This is a genomic window from Mycobacterium paraense, from assembly GCF_002101815.1.
Lineage (GTDB): Bacteria > Actinomycetota > Actinomycetes > Mycobacteriales > Mycobacteriaceae > Mycobacterium > Mycobacterium paraense.
In genome coordinates, this window is sequence record NZ_LQPM01000010.1 from 145,342 (window position 1) to 167,719 (window position 22,378).

A 22,378-nucleotide genomic window follows, 5' to 3' on the forward strand; every position below is an offset into this window, starting at 1 on the left:
CCGCCGTTCGCGGAGCTACGCCGGAACGAGCCGCCGCCGCCGGGCACGGAGCGCGTTCTGCTTCCCCGCGCCGACGATCTCCTTGAGCGTGGCGAACAGCCGGTCGGGCCTGTCGCGCAGCGTGCGCGCCGCGGCCCGGAACACGAGTCGATTCGTGAACAACTGCGAGGGACGGACGTCATGGTTGAGCACACCGAGAAGCATCTGTTTCGGTGCGGGCTCGGCGGCGACCTCCTTCATCAGGCGCGTTCTGAACGGTGTCGTGGCGCCCGGCATGCCGAAATCGTTTGCAAACCAATGCATCTCATAGGCATCGTCGTCGCGCCACTGCCACCAGCGCCGCATGGCCTCGTCGGGACTGGTGTCGCCCAGCCCCTCCTCGATCGAGCGGGCCAGCCGGCGCGCCTGGCGGAACGCGTCGCCGATCCCCTGCCCCGGGGACGGATCCTTGAAGTGGCCGGCGTCGCCGACGAGCACCCATCCGGGGCCGGCGGCCTCGCGGAAGTAGCCGTGCCAGTTCGTCAGCACCCGAATGGGGCCGACGCGTCGACCGCCTCCGACCACCTCCGCAAGTTCGGGCCAGGCCCGCAGGCCGGCAGTGAAGTTGGCGTCTCGGTTGGCGTGGAACTCGGCTTGTTTCGCCATATCGATCGCGATCGCGGCCATGTAGAGGTCACCGTCGGTGGGCCCGGCGAGGAAGCCCAGATCGCCCCGGCGGCCGAGCCGTGCGTGTCCCTCGCGGTCGCGCACGCCCTCGAAATACGCCCAGGCAAACATCTTTCCGGGAGCCGCGACGTGATATTCGCGGGCACCGGCCAGCGCCGCGATCGTCGAATGGCGCCCGTCGGCGCCGACCACCAACCGTCCATGGATGGGGCCGCCGGCCGTCTCGACACCGGTCACGCGCCCGTCCTCGGTGATGAGGTTTGTCACGCGCAAGCCGGTGCGAACGTCGGCGCCGGCCGCGGCCGCCGCGTCGACCAGCAAGGCGTCCAGCGTCACACGCCGAATGCACACGCCGCGCGGGGTCGTGATCGTGGGATCGACCGTGGCCTCGATTCGCACCGCATCGTCGATCACCATCGTCATGCGATCGAGCGAGACCGCGCCGGCGGCCATCACCGCGTCCAGCACGCCCAGTTCCTCGAGCACCTGCACGCCCGAAGGCTGAATGATGTGGGTCGACGGGGTGTCCGACGGAAAGTGCGCACGGTCGACCAGGCAGACGCTCAAACCCCTGCGCGCGAGCATCGTGGCCAGCGGTGAACCGGCGCACCGCGCACCCACAACGACGACGTCGAATACCTTCATTCCGCTCCCGCAATCGCTCGACCAGCCTGAATCCGACCCTACCCGAATACTAAGGAAATAGTAAGAGGCTCTTAGATAAAGTTTAGATTATGGGCGGCCGCGCGCACACCACGCGGTGGGATACGCGCCCCGCCTGCGGCGAAACCAATTCGTCCGCAAGCTGTTTCGGCTCGCCGAGCGTCGTTGTTGACGATGCCGCTTCGCAGCGGGCGAGATCGCCACCCCCGGCGAGTAGGGTCAGCGCATGACCGTTCTGCGGACCCAGGTCTGTGTCGCCGGCGGCGGTCCCGCCGGACTCGTTCACGCTCTGCTGCTCGCCCGCGCCGGCGTCCAAGTCGTCGTGTGTGAGAAGCACAACGACTTCCTGCGCGATTTCCGCGGCGACACCGTGCATCCCACCACCCTGCGGATCATGGACGAGCTCGGGTTCATCGACGAGTTCCTGCGCCTGCCCCACACCAAGATCACGCGTGTCGCCTTCGACACCGACGGCTCGCTTCGGACCTTCGGCAACTTCAGCGTGCTGAAGCGGCTGGGCTTTCCGCAGCCCTACATCGCGCTGATGCCGCAGTGGGACTTCCTGGACTTCCTGGCCGAAAAGGCAAGCGCCTACCCGGAATTCACGCTGATCCGCAACGCCGAGGTCAAAGACCTGATCTTCGACGGCGAGCGAGTCGCCGGGGTGCGCACGCCCGACCTCGAGGTGCGCGCGGAGCTGGTGGTCGGCGCCGACGGACGCAAGTCCGCCGTGCGGGACGCCGCGGGCATGACCATCGCCGCCGCGCACTCACCGATGGACGTCCTGTGGTTCCGGCTGAAATGGCGTCCCGGCGACCCCCAAGAGCTGTTCGGGGTGATCCGCAGGGGACTGCTGATGGCCATGATCTACCGGGGCGACTACTGGCAGGTCGCCCACCTCATGCCCAAGGGAACCGACCCGCGCGAGGGTTCGCTGGATGCGTTCAAAGAGCGCCTGGTCTCCGCGCGGCCGCAGCTGCGCGAGCACGTCAACGACCTGCATTCGTGGGATGACACCAGCCACCTCGACGTGCGGGTGGACCGGCTCGAAAAGTGGTGGCGCACAGGGCTGCTGTGCATCGGCGACGCCGCCCACGCCATGTCGCCGGCCGGCGGGGTCGGCATCAACCTCGCGGTCGCCGATGCGGTCGCCGCGGCGAATATTCTGTCCGGACCCCTCCGCGAAAACCGGCTGACCGATGCCGACCTCGCCAAGGTCCAGAAACGCCGCGAGCTGCCCACCCGAATCATCCAGGCCGGTCAGGTCTTCATCCAGAACCGGGCGGTCGAACCCAATCTGACCGGGGACCTGTCCCCCATCCCCGTTCCCAAGTTCGTCGGTCGCGGCCCCCTGCAGTTCATCCCGCCGATCATCGTCGGGCGCGGCTTCCGCCCGGAGCATGTGCGCACCCCGGACGTACACGCCGGCTAGGAGTCGCCGGCCAGCGGATCGAACATGTGCGCCGGGTCGATACCGAGTTGCCGCGCAACGTGGCTGGTGTCCCAATACTCGCGCCAGTGCGTGATCGCACCGTCGCGGACCTCGAAAATCGCTGTGACGAAGAACTTCACGGTGATGCCGTTCATGGCGTTCACGTCGATTCGTTCGACTACGACGGTGTCACCGGTGGACACGATCGTGCGAATTTCGCTGCCCTCGATCATGCCGGTGGAGAGGCTCGCGTGCTTCTCGAGCTCGGCGCGGGCCGCGTCGCGTCCGACCACCACCGGTGACAGGGGGACGTGCAGCTGCCAGGCAAAGTCGTCCGCCATCAACGCGGTCATCGCGTCGATGTTCATGTGCTCGCCGTACGCCGCGTGGATGAAGTCGAGAACGATCTGCTCGGTTTCGCTTCGGTCGGCAATGTCGTGTGACATGTCGTTCTCCCGGTCGCACTCGCCCGATGCTTAAATAAATCGCTTGATTTAATGCTTGGCAGTCGACACTATCCGCCGCGCGGGGCCCGGTAAAGACCCTCGCTTCCCGCCTTTGAGCCGCGGTGCGCAGGTGGAGCGGTCCAGGACAGATTTCGCCGCCGCGCGGCGCATCGTCAGGCCTGGGGTCGTCAGGCCTGCGGGCCCTCCGACGGCGGCCAGTGCGACCCCGGCGACGCGTCGCCGGGCTCGGCGTGCTCGCCACGGGCCAGCGGCACCCACTGCTCGGTCGGCGCGGGCTGCTTGGACGACGGGAAGTCGCGCAGGTTGCCCGACGGCTTGGCGTCCCACTTGGCGAAGGTCAGCGGCGTCCGCAACCAGCAGTGCAGCAGGTTGTACGCCGCCTCCAGCGACTCGATGTGGGTGCGTTCCCACCCGTGGCTGCCGTCGAGGCCGAAGCCGACCAGCGCGGCCCTGGTTTCCGCGCCGGCTTCGATGGCCGCGGCGGCGTCGGAGCGGTAGTAGCGGAACACGTCCCGCACGAAGGGAATCCCTTGCTCCTCGGCGAGCCGGCACAGCTTGCGGGTCAGGTGGTAGTCGAAGGGGCCGTGCATGTCGGCCATCGGGATGGTCACGCCGTCCTCGATGGAGTGCTGGCCGGGCGCGCACACCGCGTTGTCCACCGAGACCAACTCGGCGACGTCCGCGGGCAGGCCGTGGCTGGCCCCGTGGCCGACCTCCTCGGTGATGGTGACCATGACCGTGGTGCGGTGCGGCAAAACAACCTTGTTCTCCGAAAAGTGCTTGGCCAGTGTGAGCGCGACCGCGACACCGGCCTTGCCGTCGAGGTGCCGCGAAACGATGAAGCCGTCGGCGGTGAGTTCGGGGCTGGCGATCAGCGCGACGAAGTCACCCACGTTCAGCCCGAGACGGACCAGGTCGTCCCGCGAGGACACCTTGCGGTCGACGCGGACCTCGACGTGCTTCCAGTCCGTGGGCTGGGTGTCGATCTCGTCGCCGAACGCGTGCCCGCTGGACTTGAGCGGTAGGACGGTGCCGGTGATGAACTCGTCCGGGTCGTCGCTGAAGATCCGCACCCGGGCGCCGGTGGCGAACCGCGCCGAAAAGGTGCCGACGGGAACCAGCTCGAGGCGTCCGTTGTCCTTGAGGGCGCGCACCATGCAGCCGATGGTGTCCGCGTGCACCGCCAGCGCCCGGTCGGTGGTCGCGGACTCCCCCGGCAGTTCGGCGGTCAGCGCGCCGCGGCGGGTCAGGGTGAACGGCACGCCAAAGTCGTCGAAGATGTCGCCGATCAGCTGCATCACCGCGTCCGTGCGCCCCGCGGGGCTCGGGGTCTGCAGCAGCGCGAGCAGAGTATCGATCATCCACGCGCGGTCGGCCTCAGCCATGGCCGCGGTTTGGCGCACGGTGTCTCCCTTCGGTGTCGTCCGGATTCGCGTTCAACCTACCGGGTGCCGGGACCCGGCCGGCTGGCAGGCGCATGCCGCCGATTAACTTTTTCCCCGTTATTGCTGCAAATTCACGTTAGGCTCCTCGATGTCCGGGTTTACATCGCGCACGAGGAGCCCGCTATGAAAGTGGACGCGGAAGGACACCAGGAGCAAGACGTCCGCCGGCTACGCGAATTCAACGCATTCGACAAATTCTCCGAAAGCGAGTTGCGGCGTCTCGTCGAAGCGGCGCACCGCATCGCGCGGTCCAAGCCCTGGCCGCTGATTCAGGAGCAGACGCCCTCGGACGCCTGCTACATCATGCTCAACGGCGAGGCCGGGGTGTACGTCGGCCAGGACCGCATCGCCGTGCTGGGCCCCGGCGAGGTGATCGGCGAATCCGTGCTCCGCCGCGGGCAACTGCGTTCCGCGACGGTGACGACGACCGGGCCGTCGGAGGTGCTTCGCATCGAGCGCGACGAGCTCGCCCGCCTGCTCGACGAGATGCCCGCGCTGCGCGAGACGATGGACGCGACCGTCGCGCGACACGAGCCGGTGGCCCGCGCGCAGGGGAACCAAAAGCCGGACCGCTGCAAGGTAAACGCCTCGGTGCCGGCGGACTTGGTCGAACGGTTCGAGGACGCCGCCACCAGCGCCGGCGTGAGTGTCACGGCGGCGCTCGAGGACGCGCTCACCCAGTGGATCGCCGCGCGCTAGGAAGCGGGTTCGCGCTCTGAGATGAGCTCGGCGAGGGCCAGGATCCGCTGGGCGTCGCGCACGTGCAGGCTCTCGACCATCCGGCCATCGACCGTGATGACGCTCTTTCCCGCCGCCCGGGCCTGATCGTAGGCCGCGACGATCTTGCGGGCGTCGGCCACCTCTTTGTGCGACGGACCGAATTGCTCGTTGGCCGGCGCGATTTGGGACGGGTGAATGAGGGTCTTTCCGTCGAACCCCAGCTCGCGACCTTGCCGGGCCTCGGCACGAAACCCGTCCTCGTCGCCGATGTCGTTGAAAACGCCGTCCAGGACCGCCTTTCCGGCCGCCCTCGCGCCCAACACCGCCAGCGACAACGCGGTGAGCGCCGGCGCGCGCCCGGGGACGTGCAGTGCGTGCAGGTCGTTGACGAGATCGTTGGTGCCCACCACGAAGGCGGCCAAACGGCCGCTGGCCGAAGCGATCTCCTCGGTCCTCAGGAAAGCGCGGGGGGTCTCGATCATCACCCACAGCCGCAGCGACTCCGGCGCGCCGAGCTTGTCGAGCGACGCGGCCAGCGCGCGGACCTGTTCGCCCGTCTCGACCTTCGGTACCAGCACCCCGTCGGCGACCGACGCGGCGACTGCGGCCAAATCGTCGTGATGCCAGTCGGTGTCGAGGCCGTTGATGCGCACTACGACCTCGCGAGGGTGGTAGCTCGCCGACGAGATCGCGTCGCACACCTTCGTCCGTGAATCGGCTTTCGCGTCCGGTCCGACGGCATCCTCGAGGTCGAAGATCAACACGTCCGCCGGCAGGGTCTTGCCCTTCTCCAGCGCCCGGGAGTTGTTGCCGGGCAGGTAAAGGGCCGATCTGCGCGGCCGCGGCGTTGGTGCCCCGTGGTGTTCGACGTCCACGTGGCAAGGGTAGGCGGTGCGCCCGGCTAGAAGATCACGGGCGGCAGGTTCGCGAACAGCGGAATAACGCCGAACTGGGATCCTTGGAAGAAGAACTCCATGCCGAAGGTGGTAAACGACCCGCCGGTGATCTGGCCCAAAGCGTTTCCGGTCACCGAAATCGCCTGGTAGCCGACCGGTGTGAGCCCACCGAGGTTTGCCCCGAACCCGCCGGGACCCGCGTACTCGCTGCCGGTCGCGGACAACCACGTCAGCGGGCCGAGCGGCGTGTTGATGCTTCCCGTGCCATTCACGGCCAGTCCGATGCCCGAGCCGCCGGGCGCAGCGAACGGGATCCCGCTCAGCGACAACGACCCGACTTGGCCGAACGGGCCGTTCAGGATCAAGGATTCAGCCACGCCCCCGGCGCCCCCGCTTATTACCACCTGCACCGGGCCGAAGTTCTGGCTGAACGTTTGAGCCGGGCTGGCCGCCGCCGCCCCGGCGCCGGTCGTATTCACCGCGTTCAGCACCGTTTGCCGGGCATTGGCGACTTCGGTGCTCACATATTGCGCGGCCCCACCATTCAACAGGTTCACGAATTCGTCGTGAAAGGCCGCCGCCTTGGCGCTGAGCGTCTGGAATTCTTGACCCCGCGCACCAAAAAGGGCGGTCACCGCCGCGGAAACCTCGTCGGCGGCGGGCGCCGCGATCGCGGTCGTCTGACCAGCCGCCGCCGCCGTCGCGCTGCGCAGCGTAGTGCCCAAGTTCTCTAGGTTTCCACTGGCCGCTGACACCAACTCTGGTGCGATGTTCAGCAACGACATAATCCCGCCCTCCACCGAATAGTCGCTAAATGTAACGCCGAGACATTTGGCGATCGGCAGATCGTAACAGCCGGCGATCGCTCCGGAGCCGAATTGGCGTTTGATCATTGGCCGTGTCAGCCGGCGCGAGTTGCGTCACCGTAGGTAACAAACTGGATTACGTCAAAAGTTTGCTGTCCATTGTTTTGAAAACCGCGTTTCTCGGTTCGTATTGGCCGCTTTAACCAGCCCCCGGAGTGGGAACCCTGGGTGGGAACGGGAAGGAGTGGCTCATGCAGCGACAGGAGATCCGATCACTCGCCGACCTCGCCGGCGAGGGCACTCACGTCCTCACGAGCCTGGTGCGCGACACGCACAGCGGCATCGCGCGGCGGGTTTTCGGCTCCATCGGCCCGGTGGCCAAACCCGTGGAGGTCGTCCACAACACGACCGCCGCGGCGACCTACCACGCCGTCGATCGCGCGCTTCGGGCGGCGCTGCGCGGGGCCGGCGCGCTGGCCGCCGAGGCGCGCGGCAGCGACGACGACGAGACCGTCGAATCGGATCCCCGGGTCGCCGGATTCATCGCCGCGCTCAACGGAATCTATGGTGATGAGCTGACCGACCACGGCAACGGCTTCGCGCTGACCATGCAGATCCGCCGGCGCGGCAAGCCGATCGCGATGAGCCCCACCGACACTGCCGCGGCGTTCCCGGAAGCCACCAGGCGGATCGCGGTGTTCGTGCACGGCTGGTGCATGACCGAAAGCTCGTGGTGGCGGCGGCCGCGCGACGGCAAGGAGATGACTCCGTACGGCGCCCGGCTGCGCGACGAGTTGGGCTTCACCCCCGTTTACCTGCGCTACAACACGGGCCTGCACATCTCGGAGAACGGGAAATCGTTGGCCGCCCTTCTTGATCGGCTGCAGGCGCTGTGGCCGGTTCCGGTCGAGGAGCTCGCGCTGATCGGTCATTCGATGGGCGGCCTGGTGGCGCGCAGCGCGTGCCACTACGGGACCGAGCACCGGCACGGCTGGCCCGACTCCGTTCGCCACGTCGTCTGCCTGGGATCCCCGCACCTGGGCGCCGACTTGGAGAAGGGCGTCAATGCCGCCTCCTGGGCGCTGGCGCGGCTACCCGAAACCCGAGGCCTGGCAGCGTTTCTCAACGCCCGCAGTGCCGGGACGAAGGATCTGCGCTACGGCGCCCTGCTCGACGAGGACTGGTGCGACGGCGACCCGGACGAGTTCCTGCGCGACCGCTGCAACGAGGTCCCGTTCCTGCCCCATGCCGTCTACCACTTCGTGGCGACCAGCGCCGGCCCCGGGGCGGTCGGGGCCGTGCTCGGCGACCGCCTGGTGCGCCCGCACAGCGCATCCGGCAAAGGCAAGTCGCGTCAGGTTCCGTTCGACCCCGACCACGGCCTGACGCTGACCGGCCTGCACCACTTCGACCTGCTCAATCACGCCGAGATCTACGCGAAATTGCGCGAGTGGCTGGGTCATCCGCCGGGGCGGACGGAGTTTACGGACTAACCGGCGATCACGGCCGGTGGTACTCGTCGTTGAGAAGGATTTGCACGCCCCGCCATCCCCAATAGACGCGGTGCGCGGTGATCAATCCGTTGTCGATCTCCATCACCTCGACGAAGTCCATCTGCTGGCCGTTCGGGGTTTGGCGGGGATATTCCCACGTCGCACGGCGGCCGTCGGTGAAGAAGCCGGCGCGGTGATATTGCCGCTCTTCGGGTGTGCGGGCGACGACTTCGGCGAGGAAAGGACGCAACTCGTCGTGACCCCGGCACACGCCCTGGGCGCCGAGAATGTGGGCCGCGACCGGGCTCTCCAGCACCGCGTCGGGTGCATAGCACGCCAGGAGCGCCTCGACATCGTGCTCGGCCAATGCCTTCTCCCAGGCATGGGTCACGGCTTCGATTGCCGCGACGTCCGGTGTGGTGTCGTTTCGATTCCTCATATACCCGGGGTTGCCGGGGGTCGATCGAACTAATCTGACGGCTTGTCCTTCTTCTCGCGCCACTCCCGCTCGAACGGCAACCGCCAGGCGTTGGGCGCGATCAACTGGTGAATCGCGTTCGGACCCCACGTGCCGGGCTGATACATCTTGGCGGCGGGGGGATCGTTGAGCAGGTCTTCCGAACGCTCCCATAATGATTCGATGCCCTCGGCGGTGTTGAACAGCGTGTGATCCCCCCGCATCGCGTCGAGGATGAGCCGCTCATAGGCCTCCAGCACATCGACGACGGTGTCGATCTCTTGGGAGGAGAACTGCATGGACAACTTGTCGAGCTTCATGCCGGGACCCGGGCGCTTGCCGTAGAACGACAGCGACACCTTCGAGTTGTCGGCGAGGTCGAACGTGAGATGGTCGGGGCCTTGGGTTCCCACGCCCGATCCTGGCGGAAACATCGTTCGCGGAGCCTCTTTGAAGGCGATCGAGATGATGCGGATACCCTCGGCCATCTTCTTACCGGTGCGCAGATAGATCGGCACGCCGGCCCAGCGCCAGTTGTCGATGCCGACCTTGAGCGCGATGAACGTCTCGGTGTCCGAATCCTTGGCCACCCCGTTCTCGTCGCGGTACCCGCTGTACTGGCCGCGCACCACGTTGGACGGCTTGATGGGCAGCATCGACCGGAAGACCTTGTTCTTTTCCTCGCTGATCGCGAACGGCTCGAGTGCGGTCGGGGGCTCCATCACCACGAAGGCCATGACTTGGAACAGGTGCGTGACGACCATGTCCTTGTAGGCGCCGGTCTCCTCGTAAAAGTTCGCCCGCTGATCGAGCCCGAGCGCCTCGGGGATGTCGATCTGGATGTGGTCGATGAAGTTGCGGTTCCAGATCGGCTCGAACAGCCCGTTGGCGAAGCGGAATGCCAGGATGTTCTGGGCGGCCTCCTTGCCCAAAAAGTGGTCGATCCGGAAAATCTGGGATTCCTCGAACGTTTCGTGCACGAAGTCGTTGAGCGCCACCGCGCTGGCCAGATCGGTGCCGAACGGTTTCTCCATCACCACCCGCGAGCGCTCGACGAGCTTGGCGTCGCGCAGCATCGTGATGACGGCGCGCGCCGCCTTCGGAGGGACCGACAGGTAATGCAGCCGGCACACGTCGGGCCCCAGGTTGTTCTCGGCCTCGGCGACGGCGGCGGCGAGCGCCTCGGGCCCGGCGCTTTGTGGGACATAGGTGATGATCTTCGCGAAGTTGGCCCATTGTTCGTCCGTGAGCTTGTGCGTGGCGAACGAGTCGATCGCGTTCTTGGCGAGCTCGCGGAATTCGTCGTCGCTGAGGTCTTCGAGCGACGTCGCGACGATCTGGATATCGGGGGCGAGCTCCGACTGGTCCAGGTAGGCCAGGCCGGGGATCAGCTTGCGTTTGGCCAGATCCCCCGTCGCGCCGAACAGGACGATGACGTGGGGGTCGAGCGCTTCGGATTGGTGGCGGCGCGGGCGTTTCTCCGGCGCCGGGTACGAAATCGTTTGCGGGTTCTTGGTGGCCACTGTTGAGATACTTCCATCGCCGCGCCGTGTCTGCAGCCCTGCGACGCGTCCGGTTGATGCTATCCCAATTCCCATTCCCAATACGAACGATTACCAATCGCGCGGCTGGGTATGGGGTAGGCGATATGACGAACCCCGACAGAGATCCCGTGACCCACGCCCAGCAGCTGGAGGACATCGTCGACGAGCTCGGCGAGAAGGTCGCCAACGAGCGGGAAGCGGAGGACGTTCCCGGCAAGCCCAGCGAGCGGGAGCAGGCCGCAGCCACCGGCGGCACCGAGGAAGAGCCGCCGGACTAGCCCTACCGGCTCGCCTTACCGATCGCGCCAGGCGAGCATCGTCTCCAGTTCGGAGAAGTCGTAGCCGTTGCCGTCCGGGTGGATCTCGGTGGTGAACAGCGTGACCCCCTCGTCGACGAACGCGTCGGCGGTCGCGGCGTCCGTCCACGCCATCCCCCGCTCGATGGCGGACTCGTCGCGTCCGGCCTCGGCGGCCAGCCTCTTGAGGAGTTCGTTCTTGCGACGAAATGCCTCGATGGGTTCGAAGCTGTGCCAGATGTCGGCGTGGCGCGCCGCGATCGGAATGGTCCGCCGCTCGCCGCCGCCGCCGATGAGGATCGGGATGTGCCGCACCGGACCCGGTGTCAGGTGGGCGAGCCGGTGCTCGATGCGCGCCAGGCCCTCGTCGAACTGGTCCATCCTGGCCCGCACGCTGCCGTAGTCGTACCCGTAGACCGTGAAGTCTTTCCAGTACCAGCCCGCCCCCAGCCCGAGGATCAGGCGGCCTCCGCTGATGTGGTCGACGGTGCGGGCCATGTCCGCGACCAGGTCGGGGTTGCGATAGGGCATGCCGGTGACGAGCAGACCGATCTCGGCTCGGCTGGTGATCTCGCCCCAGGACGCCAGCGCCGTCCAGCCCTCGAAGTTGTTGACCTCCGGCTGTTCGTCGTGCAGCTGCGGGACGCCGTCGACGATGTCGACGAACGGTTTGTGGAAGTGGTCGTAGCCGAAGATGGCGTCGGCGCCGAGCTCTTCGGCGCGCAGCACGGCCTGCCGCCACGTGCGGTAGTCGGGCGTCCCCCCGGGCCACAGCTGAACGCCGATCCGCACCCTGTTGGGCCTAACCCCGCTGGCTGAGTCGGTCATCTTCGCCTCTCATCGTGTCTGCAAGCCGATCTTGGCGGTCCGGCCGGGCACGTGCACTACAAACTGAGCGAACGTCCGGTTCCTTCCCGCCTTGACCGCCGGCCGTGGCGCCCCTATCGTCGAGCCTAAGTGTACGAAACCGTTTCGTTCATCGGAGGGCCGAGTGGTTCGTGGAGAATCGCGCACCGACGCGATTCTGGATGCGGTCCTGGAGTTGATGGCGGCCACCGGCTACGAGCGGCTCACGATCGACGCGGTCGCGGCGCGAGCGGGCGCCAGCAAGGCGACGATTTACCGGCGCTGGCCGGGCAAGCCCGAGTTGGTGATGGCGGCGCTGTCGCGGCAGGGCACGGCCGCGGCCGCGGACGTGGACACCGGTGATCTCCGCGGCGACCTGGCCCAAGCGATCAAGCAGATGCGCGACAGCCTGGCATCGCAGGACGGCGCGTTGATTTTGGGCCTGCTCAATGCGATGCGCGAAAACGGCGAGCTCGCCGAGCACGTCCGCGGTCAGGTCTTGCGCGCCAAGCGATCGGTGATCGGTGAGCTCGTCGCGCGCGCGATCGAGCGCGGCGAGCTGCCGGCCCGGGCGGACCACGAGTTGGCGTCCGAGATCGCCGCCGCGCTCGTTTTCACGCGCATCCTGGTCACCGGCCAGCCGCTCGATGACGTCGAGGTCGCGCGCATCGTGGACGCCGTGCTGATGCCCGTGCTGACGCGCGGTTCGGGGAAAGGAGAGCCATGATCCCGGCTATTGCGCTCGCGTTCCTCGGCGGCCTGCTGGCCGGCAACGCCATTCCCCACTTCGTCCGTGGCATCACCAAACAGCGTTACCCGAACGCGTGGGGCGGTGGCCCCGTCCCCAATGTTGTTGCGGGATGGGCCGGTTTGGTGCTGGCCGCGGTGGCGCTGCACGCCGCATTCCACGGGCGCGACCCGCTGTGGCCGTTCTGCGCGACGGCGCTCGGGGTGCTGTTGATCGGGCTCTTTCACGCCGGGCCCGGCGCGTTCGGACGCCGCTGACCGTCGCCGAACCACGTGGTGAGGGCAGCGGCGAGCCCGGCGCGGTCGCGCTCCCCCGCCCAGGCGACGTATCCGTCGGGCCGGATCAGCACGGCGGTCGGCGCGGAAACCGCCCCGAGCCCCGGGAGTTCCCACGCCCCAACGTATTTGGCTTTGACCGATTTCACCCGATCCGCCCAGGCGCCGATGTCGCACGCATCCTCGCCGAGGTTGAGCAGCACCGGCCGCGCATCGCGCAGCATGCCGAACACCCGCGCCGGGCCGTCGGCGGTGACCACCTCCAGGTCGGGCATGCGGCGCCCGAGCAACGGGTGGCCCTCGCCGAGGTCGTAACGGATGTCCAGGCCCGACATCATCGCACCGAATCGTCGCCGCGGCTCGTCGATGCTGAGCAGCTCGGACACGCTGTCGCGCAACGCCTTCAGGCGCTCATCGGGGCGTAGGAGCGTCATTTGCGCCATCGCGTTGCGCAGCACGCGCGCGCCGATCGGGTGCCGTTCGGCGTGGTAGCTGTCGAGCAGCCCGTCGGGCGATATCCCCTTGACCACCTGCGCCAGCTTCCAGCCCAGATTCACCGCGTCCTGCACGCCGGTGTTGAGGCCCTGCCCGCCGATCGGGTGATGCACGTGCGCGGCGTCGCCGGCGAGCAGGACCCGCCCCGCGCGATAGGCCGCCGCCTGTCGCGCCGCGTCGGTGAACCGCGAAATCCAAGTCGGACTGTGCATCCCGAAATCGGTCCCGTAGACGGCGACGAGCGCCTCGCTCAGCTCGCGGAGGGTGGGCTCGCCGGATTCGCGCACCTGCCGCTCGGTCACCATGACCCGCACCCGCCCGCCGTCCTCCACCGTGCTCAGCGAATGAACGCCGAGCGCGTCGTGGCGGATGCCCCATTCCGGCTCGGTGTCGCCCGCGATTTCGGCCTCGGCGAGCAGGTAGCTCGTCGTCGGATCCCATCCTGGGAAGTCGATGCCGACGGACTTGCGGACCGCGCTGCGTCCGCCGTCGCACCCGACGACGTAGCGGGCGCGCAGGAACCGGCCGCCGGACAGCGTCACGTCGACGCCGGTGTCGTCCTGGGCGACGGCGGTCACCTCGCGTCCGCGATAGATCGGCACCGCCAGCTCGTCGACCCAACCGGCCAGAATCCGCTCGATGTGGGTCTGCCAGAGCGCCAGCCCGTAGGGGTGCCGGGTGGGAAAGTCGCTGATATCCAACCGAATCTGGGCAAACCCCGCGACCTGGGCCACCTGGCCCTCCGCGAGGAACCGGTCGGCGATGCCGCGCTGGTCGAGGACCTCGATGGTGCGCGAATGCAACCCGCCCGCCCGCGCGCCGATCAACTCCTGGCTGGTACGCCGCTCGACAATGGCGACCTCGACCCCGGCCAGCGACAATTCGCCGGCCAACATCAACCCCGTCGGGCCTCCCCCGGCGATCAGCACCGCGTGGTTTTCCCCCGCCGTTGCCAACACACTCATTTCGCTACCCCCCAATTCGCGCCGATTCCGTTTCGACCAGCGATTTTGAGGCATGACCCCGGTCTTGCCGCAAGCCCCCGGGTGCGTAATATGTTGAAGTGAGACGGATTAAAACCGTCCCCTTCTTTTGCGGAAATTGCTCGACCCATCCATTACGGTTCAGATGATCGCGGATGCGCTCGCATAACCACATCTGACCAGAGAGTGACGGGATGGGTCTTCGCCTCGCAGGCCCCTTCGGCCGTCGGGCCACTCGCCGATACCCGTTGCGGCTGCGCGCCGATTCGGGAAGCGGCTTCTACGCCGCACACCAGGTCCGGCTGCTCCGGATCTATCTGGGCGCGACCACGTTCCTCTACGCCTACGGCGTGGTGTTCACCACCGTGTTTCCGCTCCACCCCGGCCGGCCCATGGGGAATCCGACCGGGGGCATCGTGGCGATCGCCCTCGGTGTCGCCGCGCTGGTGTGGCTGGCCGTCCGGCCCGACAAACCCGGGCCGGCGACGGCGGTCGCCATCGTGGCCACGCCCATCGTGATGGCCTTCCACATCGCGATCAGCGCGGAATTGGCCTGCCTGATCGCGCCGATGTTCCTGGCGATGTACCTGCGGGCCTTCTACTCGCCGCGCCGCGGTGTCGCCCTGGTCGGCCTGCTGACCTTGGCGTCCGTTGCCGGCCTGGCGGTCTCGCACACGGCCAAGTTCTACATCGACTACATCATCTTCGTGGTCGCGATCGTCGGGGCCGCCGAATCCTTCGGGTTGGTGACGCGCAGCCTGGTCGCTGCGGCCTGCACCGATCCGCTCACGGGCCTGCTGAACCGGGCCGGCTGGGAGATCGCCACCACCGATTTGCTCGCACGGGCCCGCTCGTCGGCGGCCACCGTCACCGTCATCGCGCTCGATATCGACAACTTCAAGCGGATCAACGACACCGACGGTCACGTCGCCGGGGACGAGCACCTGGTCAGCCGCGCCAGCGTGTGGCGAAAAGTGGCTCCGGCCAACGCCGTTCTGGCCAGGTTCGGCGGCGACGAATTCGCCGTGTGCATCGCGGAGCGCGCGGGCCGGACGCCGACGGCGGCCGAACGGTTCGTCGCCGGCGTGCGGATGCACACCCCCGGCACCAGCGTCGGCGCGGCATCCGCACCCGGTGAAAACGCGGACGTCGCCGCGCTGTACGCGGTCGCCGACGACGATCTCTACGCCGCGAAGCAGCAGAGGTCTCCAGAGACCCGGGGCCCCGATCTGCGCCACGCGCTGTAGAACTGACCTGACACGAAAACGGCTGTACACCAACCTGTTTCGTGTCTTGGTGTTACTGCGGGTGGCTCGCCACGTAGTCCGCGGCGGAAATCGGCGACGTCGCGGCGTAGCCGATCGGTAGCAAGACGTCGCCCGCGGTGGTGCGGCAGTAGACGTCCCAGCGGTAGTACGCGCCGAAGGTCGACGGGTCGGACCCCAGCAGCGCCGCGTATTGGTCGACCGCTCGGACGTATTCGTTCGCGTGGTTGTACTGGTAGATGGCGTGATCGCGATCGTTCGCAAAGCCGTTGGCCGCCAGGTAGCGGCCCGCGGCCATGATGCTGTCGCGGGGCGAGTCGATGTCGCCGCCCTGCCCGTAGCTGGCGAACGTCGCGGGCAGGAACTGCATGGGTCCGTGCGCGCCGGCGGTGCTGACGCCGACGATGCTGCCGAGCCGGGTCTCGATGAGGTTGATCGCGGCCAGGTAGTTCCAGCCGACGCCGGAGTTCGCCTCCGCCTGGTGGTAGTAGCCCAGCAGCTCGTCGGCCGGGGCCGGAGGCTCGATGCGCCACGCGGGCAGGGTGTCCCGCACGGGCGTCATGGCGGTCAGCTGCCGGCGGGCGTCGACGTTGCGGTCGTAGACATCGAGCAGCGCCGCCGGGATGCGCGGTCGCGTGGTCGCGTCCCATTCGGGGTGCCGCCCGACGGCGCGATACGCCGCCTGCTGGCGCTTGGCCGCCGCCGTCAGCGCCGGCTCGGCCGTCGACGGGTCCCGCAGCGCGTGCTCGTCGGCGACCAGGTCGTCGGCCAGCTGCGCGGGGTCGGACGCCAGCTGCGGCTGCGCGCCCTCCGGCATCCGGGGCGCGTCGGCCAGCACGGTGGTGGGCGCGAGCCCCGTCGCGGCCATCGCCGCACCTGGCTGGGTGACGCCGGCGAGCGCGACCACGATCGCTCCCAGGACAACGGCGCCTGCACGGCTACGGCTCATAACGTTCACCTCGGTCCGGTCCGAGTCGGGGTACGTCAACGGTAGCGACCCCGGCGGCGGCCATCGGGGGCACCCGCGACGACGGCGTCGCCGCAGTCGGGCCGGGCGCCTGATCGCGGCCCAGCGCGGTGGCCGACGCCACCATCGCCAGCACCGCGACCGCGAGGACGGGCGCGGCCGCGCCGCGCACCGCGACGTGTTCGCCGAGCACGACCACCCCGAGCGCTACGGCGACGACCGGCTCGCCCACCAACATGATCGGCACCGACGCCTGCAGCGCACCGGCATGAAAGGCCGACTGCTGCAACACCGTCAGCGCGACGGCCAGGGCGACCAACACGTACGGTGCCGGGACGGTCATCAGCCCGTGCCAGCCGCCGATCGCGAAATGGCGCGTGCAGATCTTGGTCAGCACGGCGACCATCCCCAGCAGGACAGCCACCGGGACGGCCAGCAGCATCGCCCGCGCGCGCCCAGCGGCGCGGCGGGCCGCGACCACGCACACCACCACCAGCGGCACGGTCATCGCCAGCGCGAGCGTCCACGCCGGCACCGGAGGCCGGTTGTGGCCCTCGCGGGGCTGTCCGACGAGGACGAACACCGCCAGCGCGGCGGTCAGCATGGCCGCCCAGCCCCACTCGGCCCAGCTGATGCGCTGGTGGCTGAGCCTCGCGCTCATCGGCAAGGCGAACAGCAGCGAGGACACCAGCAGGGGCTGGACCAACAACAGGGATCCGTGAGCCAGCGCCAGCGCCTGAAAGACGTAACCGGCGACCGCCGCCAGCGTGCCCGCCCACCACAATGGATCGCGGAGCACGGTCGCCGTCACGGCGGTCGAGATGGCTTCGTCGGCGGGAACGCACTGGGCGACCCGCTGCCGAACCACGATGCCCAGCGCGGCCCAGAACGCCGCGAGCAACGCCGCCACGATCGCGACCGCGTGCGCCGTCACCCACCCCATGCCCCTGCAGGTACCCCGGGGCTCAGCGAGGCAAAACGCCGCGGTGTGAGCGACGGGTCACTGGTAGAACGTCGTCGTCCCGACGCCGCTGGGGCTGTACGAGATGTACACCGGGTGCGCGAGGAAGGGCAGCGCGCCGGTGTTCATGATGTACGGCGACGGGGTCGGGAAGTACGTGCCGTCGTAAATGTAGGAGTACAGCAGCGCGCCGCTGGGGGCGAAGACGCTGATGAGCTCGCCGGGAACGGCGTTGAGGCCGCTGGGGATGGTCCCCGAAACGCCGCCGGAATCGATGACGGCGTTCACCGAGTATTGCGGGAAAATCGCGCCGAGCGGGCCGGTCCCGATTTCCAGGGTGGCGATCGGAGCCCCGGAGAACGTGGCGATGGGGTTCAGGTTCGTCGGCGGCGCGCCGAACTGCAGGTAAGGGTGCTGCCCCGTTTCGTTGATCAGCAGGCCCGTGTTGTACGGCGCCGGCAGCGCCTGGGTGGCGATGCTCGGGCCCGGACCCCCGGCGTTGGGGCCGACACCCAACACGCCGCTCGCGCCGTCCGACGCGAAATAGGACTGGAACGTGAGGCCGTGGTTCATCGCCGCCGAAAGGGATGCCGGCCATGCGAAGAGCTCGATGTCGACGGGCGTTCTCGACGTGACGAGTCCGCCGCCGAAATTCACCGGCGCGTTATACGTGGCGTACAGATAGTTGATTCCGCCGCTGTAACCGCCAATGCCGAAGCCACTGGGCAAACCAAGCTGAAGTGTTCCCAGCAGTCCCCCGGCGTTTTGGAAGGGGATCACCAGACCGGTGGACCCGGTGTCGACCAGCAACGGGACCGGCGCCCCGCCGCCCACCGAGGCGTTCACCAACGGCTCCGCGCCGCCGTAGAGGGTCAGCGGCGCGGTGGCCGTCCCGCCGCTCACCGTCCCGCCGAGGCCTACCGCCGGCCCGGCGCTGATCAGCGGGCGGCCGATGAGAAACTCGGTGGGCGCGTTGATCGCGGCGAGGGCGTAGTGCTCGAGAGCCCCGAGTCCGGGGGTGGTGGCCGCGGAGTTCAGTGAACTCAGAACCGTGCCAACGGGATTCGCGCTCGTCGCGGCCGATACCTGGACCGGCAGGCCCGTCAGCGCGGCCGACCACGAGCTCAGTTGCGCCGCCGCCGCCGACACACCGCCGTGGTAGTCGACCATCGCGGCGACGTCCCTGGCCCACATCTGCTCGTAGTCGGATTCGGCGGCGGCGATCGCGGGTGCGTTCTGCCCGAACAGGTTTGAGACGACGAGCTGCACCAGCTCGTTGCGGTTGGCGCTCACCAACGCGGGATGCACGGTGGCGGCCACGGCGGATTCGAACGCGCTCGCGATCGTCTGGGCTTGCGCGGCGGCCGATTGTGCTTGTGCCGCAGCGGCACTCAGCACCCTGGTGTAGTGCGCGGCGGTCGACAGCATCGCCGTCGAGGCGGTCCCCTGCCAGGCCTCGCCGGCCAGGCCGGAGGTGATCGACGAAAACGACTGCGCCGCCGAGCCCAGCTCGGCGGCCAGCCCGTCCCACGCCGTCGCGGCCGCCAGCATCGGCCCCGAGCCCGCGCCCGCGTACATGAGCGTCGAATTGATCTCCGGCGGCAACACCAGAAAGCTCATCCCCGATGTCCTTCCCCTCCGCGCCCGGTCGGATTCGAGAACGGCCTAGACCGGTACGGCAAACTTTAGGAAAAGCTCGCGACGCCGACGTGAAAATGCGGCGTTCCGCCAACGGAATTCGGGCGCGGAGGCGCCTCAGGTCACTGGAAAACGGTCGAGTTGCCGGTGAGGTAATTGATATATACCGGGTGTTCCGCAAACATCATGTTCCCGGTGTTCATCAACCCGCTCGAGATCGGCGTCGGGAAGTAATTCGTGTTGTATTGGAACGTGTACAGCGGCGTCGTTGTGTTGCCTGGGGCGTAGACATTAATCGTGTCTCCCGGCTGCGCGTTTAAGCCCGTCGGGAAAGTTCCTTCCACACCACCGGAGTCGACGATCGATGGGACATTCGGATACGACGTCGTAGTCGCGCCGTGAGTGACTGTCACGTCCAGGCCGGAAGTAGGAATAGGCGCCCCGGTGAGCTGCGCTAATACCGTGGGCGATCCGAGTGTCGAGAAGCTACCGAACTGTAGTTGAGAAGCGGGCTGGTCGATCAGCAGGCCTTGATTATACGGCGACGGCAGCGCCTGCAGCGGGATGCTCGGGCCCGGGCCGCCGGCGTTCGGGCCGACACCCAGGACGCCCGACGCCCCGTCGGTGGCGAAGAACGACTGGAACGTCAGGCCGCTGTTCATCGCGGACTGGAAGGACACCGGCCAGGCGAAGAGTTCGACGTTGACGGGGGTCGGCGCGGTGACCAGCCCGCCGCCGAAGTTCACCGGCGCGTTGTAGGTGAGGTACAGGTAGTCCAGCCCGCCGCTGTAACCGCCGATGCCAAGGCCCCGCGGTATGCCCATTTCCAGCATTCCCATCAGGCCCCCGACTTTGGTCATGGGGACGACGAGGCCCGTCGATCCGGTGTCCACCAGCAGCGGCATGCCCGACCCTGGGCCGACGGAGGCGTTCACCAGCGGCTCGGTGCCGCCGAAGACCGTCAGCGGGGCGGTTGCATTCCCGCCGGTGATCGTGCCGCCGAGCGGCGCCGCCGCCCCGCCGCCGATCAGCGGGAAGCCGAACAACAGGGAGGTGGGCGCGTTGATGATGGCGACGGCGTAGTGCTCGGCCTGGGCGACGACGTTGGTCGCCTCGCTCTCGACGCCGCCGAGCAGGTCGAGGACCGGGTTGGCGGCCGGCGCGGCCGCCGGGGTCAAGGCCGCGGCCGCGGGGCTGCCGGCGATCGCGGCGGACGCCTGGGCCGGCAGGCCCTGGATGGCCGACGCCCAGGAGGACAGCTGGGAAGCGGCGGCCGACACCCCGCCGTGATAGCCCACCATCGCGGACACGTCTTGCGCCCACATCTGCTCGTACTGGGCCTCCGCCGCGGCGATCGCGGGGGCGTTCTGCCCGAACAGGTTCGAGAACACCAGCTGAACGAATTGGCTGCGGTTGGCGGCGACCAGCGCGGGGTGCACGGTGGCGGCCAGGGCGGATTCGAACTCGGCGGCCACCACCTGGGCCTGGGCGGCGGCCGTTTGCGCCTGCGCCGACGCCGCGCTCAGCACGCTCGAGTACTGCGCCGCGGTGGACAGCATCGCCGTCGAGGCGGCTCCCTGCCACGCGTCACCGGCCAGCCCGGTGGTGATCGAGGAGAACGATTGCGCGGCCGACCCCAGTTCGGTGGCCAGCCCGTCCCACGCGGCCGACGCGGCAAGCATCGGCTCGGGGCCGGCGCCCGCGTGAAGCAGCGCCGAGATTATCTCTGGCGGCGACGTCAGGAAACTCATCCCCCGGTGTCCTTCCCCTCTACCCCACAACCACGTTCGATACCGGGGACGGGCAGCTCACGCCACCGGCCGGTATGCCGACTCTAGGAAACTCCGGCCCGAAATTCTCGGTATTCACCAAACGTTTCCATGCCGCGCGCCGGACAGCGCTCGGCCCGCGTGCGCCGCCACCGCCGATGGTGTGTCAGCATTTGGCAATGAATTCACGCAGCCTTGCCCGCATCGTTGGTGTTTCGGCCGTGACGGCGTGGGCGGCGCTGAGCGCGCCTTTCGCCGCCCCGGTCGCGTCCGCCGACCCATGCACCGACGTCGCGGTGGTCTTCGCGCGCGGCACCCATCAGGAACCCGGCCTGGCCAACGTGGGGCAGGCATTCGTCGACTCGCTCACCACACAGCTCGGCGGGCGCTCCATCAGCGCCTACGCGGTCAACTACCCGGCCAACGACGACTACCACAACAGCGCGACGGCCGGAGCCAACGACGCCAGCGCGCACATCCAGGACGTCGCCGCCAGCTGCCCCAACACGAAGATGGTGCTCGGCGGGTACTCGCAGGGCTCGACCGTGATCGACCTGGCCAGCCAGACGCTGCCCGGCCCGGCGGCCGATCGCGTCGCCGCCGTCGCCCTGTTCGGGGAACCCACCAGCGGGTTCTCCAGCATGCTGTGGGGCGGCCAGCCGCTGCCCACGATCAGCCCGGCGCTGGTCGGCAAGACCATCAGCCTGTGCGCCCCCGACGACCCGATCTGCTCCCCGGGCGGCAACATCATGTCGCACATGTCCTACATCGACAACGGCATGGTCAACCAGGCCGCGACGTTCGCGGTCAACAAGCTCGGGCAGGCGCCGCCGCGGGCCCAGAACGGCTAATTTTCGGCCGGGGGCGCTTCCGATGATGCTTAGGTCGGAAGTGTGAAATCCCTCCTTGCGCTGTCCCGCGACACGGTCGCGGTCCGGATCCTGATAGCCGTGGTGTTGGGCGTGGCCGTCGCCGTCACGGTCGGCAACACGGTCGGCTGGCGGTTCGCACTGATCGGATGGGTCGTCACCGCCGGCGTCTATGTGCTGTGGACGCGGCTGCTCATCGGCGGAATGGACGCCGAACAAACCCGCGCCTACGTGACCCGCGAGGATCCCACCCGCTGGGTCGCCGACACCGTCGTGGTGTCGGCCAGCGTCGCCAGCCTCGTCGGCGTCGGCTACGTCGTGGCGGCGGGGTCGCGCACGGGCGCCCCCGCCATCGTGGCCGCCCTGCTCGGAATCGCGTCCGTCGCGGCGTCGTGGTTCGCGGTGCACACGCTGTTCACGGTGCACTACGCGCGGCTCTACTACGTCGACGAACCCGGCGGGATCAACTTTCACGATCCCGAGCCGCCCCGGTTCCGCGACTTCGCCTACGTGGCCTTCACCGTGGGCATGACCTATCAGGTGTCGGACACCGAGATCGGGCTGAGCTCGATCAGGGCGACGGTGTTGCGCCAGGCGCTGCTGTCCTACCTCCTCGGCGCGGTGGTCCTGGCCGTCACGATCAATCTCGTTGCGGGGCTGGGCTCCAAGCTGTAGCG

The 22,378-nt window shown here is 68.3% G+C and carries 21 protein-coding genes and 1 pseudogene; 9 read left to right on the forward strand and 13 right to left on the reverse strand.

Features of this window, described 5'->3' with window-relative positions; genetic code table 11:
* Positions 1-15 precede the first annotated feature (15 nt).
* A complete protein-coding gene (locus AWB89_RS09575; RefSeq protein WP_085173157.1) occupies positions 16-1,311 on the reverse strand; it encodes an FAD-dependent oxidoreductase in 1,296 nt (431 codons plus the stop codon).
* 244 nt (positions 1,312-1,555) lie between these two features.
* On the opposite strand from AWB89_RS09575, the gene AWB89_RS09580 reads away from it, so the two are divergent.
* On the forward strand, positions 1,556-2,761 hold the full coding sequence (locus AWB89_RS09580) for an FAD-dependent oxidoreductase (RefSeq protein WP_085173159.1): 1,206 nt from the start codon (positions 1,556-1,558) through the stop codon (positions 2,759-2,761).
* On the opposite strand, the gene AWB89_RS09585 is transcribed toward AWB89_RS09580, so the two are convergent.
* Positions 2,758-3,207 (reverse strand): limonene-1,2-epoxide hydrolase family protein, encoded by a 450-nt coding sequence (locus AWB89_RS09585; protein ID WP_085173161.1) that lies wholly within the window; start codon positions 3,205-3,207, stop codon positions 2,758-2,760. The two genes, AWB89_RS09580 and AWB89_RS09585, sit on opposite strands and share 4 nt — an antisense overlap.
* Before the next feature lie 188 nt (positions 3,208-3,395).
* Positions 3,396-4,631 (reverse strand): osmoprotectant NAGGN system M42 family peptidase, encoded by a 1,236-nt coding sequence (locus AWB89_RS09590; protein WP_085100124.1) that lies wholly within the window; start codon positions 4,629-4,631, stop codon positions 3,396-3,398.
* 165 nt (positions 4,632-4,796) lie between these two features.
* Here AWB89_RS09590 and AWB89_RS09595 point away from each other — a divergent pair, with 165 nt between their 5' ends.
* Positions 4,797-5,372: a cyclic nucleotide-binding domain-containing protein gene (locus AWB89_RS09595; protein ID WP_085100127.1), complete on the forward strand. Its 576-nt coding sequence runs from the start codon at positions 4,797-4,799 to the stop codon at positions 5,370-5,372.
* Here the strand turns inward: AWB89_RS09595 and AWB89_RS09600 are convergent.
* Together AWB89_RS09600 and AWB89_RS09605 are read right to left on the reverse strand one after the other, a co-directional pair.
* Positions 5,369-6,268: an HpcH/HpaI aldolase/citrate lyase family protein gene (locus tag AWB89_RS09600; protein ID WP_085173162.1), complete on the reverse strand. Its 900-nt coding sequence runs from the start codon at positions 6,266-6,268 to the stop codon at positions 5,369-5,371. The two genes, AWB89_RS09595 and AWB89_RS09600, sit on opposite strands and share 4 nt — an antisense overlap.
* A gap of 26 nt (positions 6,269-6,294) precedes the next feature.
* Positions 6,295-7,182 (reverse strand): PE family protein, encoded by an 888-nt coding sequence (locus tag AWB89_RS09605; RefSeq protein WP_085100133.1) that lies wholly within the window; start codon positions 7,180-7,182, stop codon positions 6,295-6,297.
* A 164-nt stretch (positions 7,183-7,346) separates the two neighbouring features.
* On the opposite strand from AWB89_RS09605, the gene AWB89_RS09610 reads away from it, so the two are divergent.
* A complete protein-coding gene (locus tag AWB89_RS09610) occupies positions 7,347-8,588 on the forward strand; it encodes a lipase family alpha/beta hydrolase (protein WP_085173548.1) in 1,242 nt (413 codons plus the stop codon).
* 7 nt (positions 8,589-8,595) lie between these two features.
* Here AWB89_RS09610 and AWB89_RS09615 read toward each other — a convergent pair whose 3' ends face one another.
* Positions 8,596-9,027, reverse strand: a complete 432-nt coding sequence (locus tag AWB89_RS09615) for a nuclear transport factor 2 family protein (protein ID WP_162293304.1) — start codon at positions 9,025-9,027, stop codon at positions 8,596-8,598.
* Between the two features lie 29 nt (positions 9,028-9,056).
* Complete coding sequence (gene zwf / locus AWB89_RS09620) at positions 9,057-10,568, reverse strand: glucose-6-phosphate dehydrogenase (protein WP_085100136.1); 1,512 nt, start codon at positions 10,566-10,568, stop codon at positions 9,057-9,059.
* A 125-nt stretch (positions 10,569-10,693) separates the two neighbouring features.
* Here zwf and AWB89_RS27510 point away from each other — a divergent pair, with 125 nt between their 5' ends.
* Positions 10,694-10,867 carry a hypothetical protein gene (locus AWB89_RS27510; protein WP_169716587.1) on the forward strand — a complete coding sequence of 58 codons (174 nt, stop codon included), beginning with the start codon at positions 10,694-10,696 and terminating at the stop codon, positions 10,865-10,867.
* 15 nt (positions 10,868-10,882) lie between these two features.
* On the opposite strand, the gene AWB89_RS09625 is transcribed toward AWB89_RS27510, so the two are convergent.
* On the reverse strand, positions 10,883-11,713 hold the full coding sequence (locus tag AWB89_RS09625) for an LLM class F420-dependent oxidoreductase (protein WP_085100139.1): 831 nt from the start codon (positions 11,711-11,713) through the stop codon (positions 10,883-10,885).
* Positions 11,714-11,876: 163 nt separating this feature from the next.
* Here AWB89_RS09625 and AWB89_RS09630 point away from each other — a divergent pair, with 163 nt between their 5' ends.
* Together AWB89_RS09630 and AWB89_RS09635 are read left to right on the forward strand one after the other, a co-directional pair.
* Positions 11,877-12,458 (forward strand): TetR/AcrR family transcriptional regulator, encoded by a 582-nt coding sequence (locus tag AWB89_RS09630; protein ID WP_085173163.1) that lies wholly within the window; start codon positions 11,877-11,879, stop codon positions 12,456-12,458.
* Complete coding sequence (locus AWB89_RS09635; RefSeq protein ID WP_085100145.1) at positions 12,455-12,736, forward strand: hypothetical protein; 282 nt, start codon at positions 12,455-12,457, stop codon at positions 12,734-12,736. Before AWB89_RS09630 ends, AWB89_RS09635 begins: the two co-directional genes overlap by 4 nt.
* Here the strand turns inward: AWB89_RS09635 and AWB89_RS09640 are convergent.
* Positions 12,703-14,214 (reverse strand): FAD-dependent monooxygenase, encoded by a 1,512-nt coding sequence (locus tag AWB89_RS09640; protein ID WP_085173165.1) that lies wholly within the window; start codon positions 14,212-14,214, stop codon positions 12,703-12,705. The genes AWB89_RS09635 and AWB89_RS09640 overlap by 34 nt on opposite strands.
* 266 nt (positions 14,215-14,480) lie before the next feature.
* Between AWB89_RS09640 and AWB89_RS09645 the strand changes: the two genes are divergently transcribed.
* Entirely contained in the window at positions 14,481-15,479 is a 999-nt protein-coding gene (locus AWB89_RS09645; protein ID WP_085173167.1) for a GGDEF domain-containing protein, read from the forward strand.
* Between the two features lie 52 nt (positions 15,480-15,531).
* Here the strand turns inward: AWB89_RS09645 and AWB89_RS09650 are convergent, their stop codons facing one another.
* The 4 genes and pseudogenes from AWB89_RS09650 to AWB89_RS09665 all read right to left on the reverse strand — a co-directional run bounded on the left by AWB89_RS09650 (position 15,532) and on the right by AWB89_RS09665 (position 20,814).
* Positions 15,532-16,446 carry a lytic transglycosylase domain-containing protein gene (locus tag AWB89_RS09650; RefSeq protein ID WP_085173169.1) on the reverse strand — a complete coding sequence of 305 codons (915 nt, stop codon included), beginning with the start codon at positions 16,444-16,446 and terminating at the stop codon, positions 15,532-15,534.
* Positions 16,436-17,407, reverse strand: a complete 972-nt coding sequence (locus AWB89_RS09655; protein WP_169716588.1) for a DMT family transporter — start codon at positions 17,405-17,407, stop codon at positions 16,436-16,438. Before AWB89_RS09655 ends, AWB89_RS09650 begins: the two co-directional genes overlap by 11 nt.
* Positions 17,408-17,485: 78 nt before the next feature.
* Positions 17,486-19,045: pseudogene (locus AWB89_RS09660) on the reverse strand (PecA family PE domain-processing aspartic protease); the annotation flags it as partial.
* A gap of 140 nt (positions 19,046-19,185) precedes the next feature.
* Entirely contained in the window at positions 19,186-20,814 is a 1,629-nt protein-coding gene (locus AWB89_RS09665) for a PecA family PE domain-processing aspartic protease (protein ID WP_085173173.1), read from the reverse strand.
* Positions 20,815-21,011: 197 nt separating this feature from the next.
* On the opposite strand from AWB89_RS09665, the gene AWB89_RS09670 reads away from it, so the two are divergent.
* Both AWB89_RS09670 and AWB89_RS09675 read left to right on the forward strand, forming a co-directional pair.
* Positions 21,012-21,683: a cutinase family protein gene (locus tag AWB89_RS09670; RefSeq protein ID WP_085173176.1), complete on the forward strand. Its 672-nt coding sequence runs from the start codon at positions 21,012-21,014 to the stop codon at positions 21,681-21,683.
* A 42-nt stretch (positions 21,684-21,725) separates the two neighbouring features.
* Positions 21,726-22,376, forward strand: coding sequence for a DUF1345 domain-containing protein (locus AWB89_RS09675; RefSeq protein WP_085100163.1), 651 nt, complete (start codon positions 21,726-21,728; stop codon positions 22,374-22,376).
* Positions 22,377-22,378: the final 2 nt, after the last annotated feature.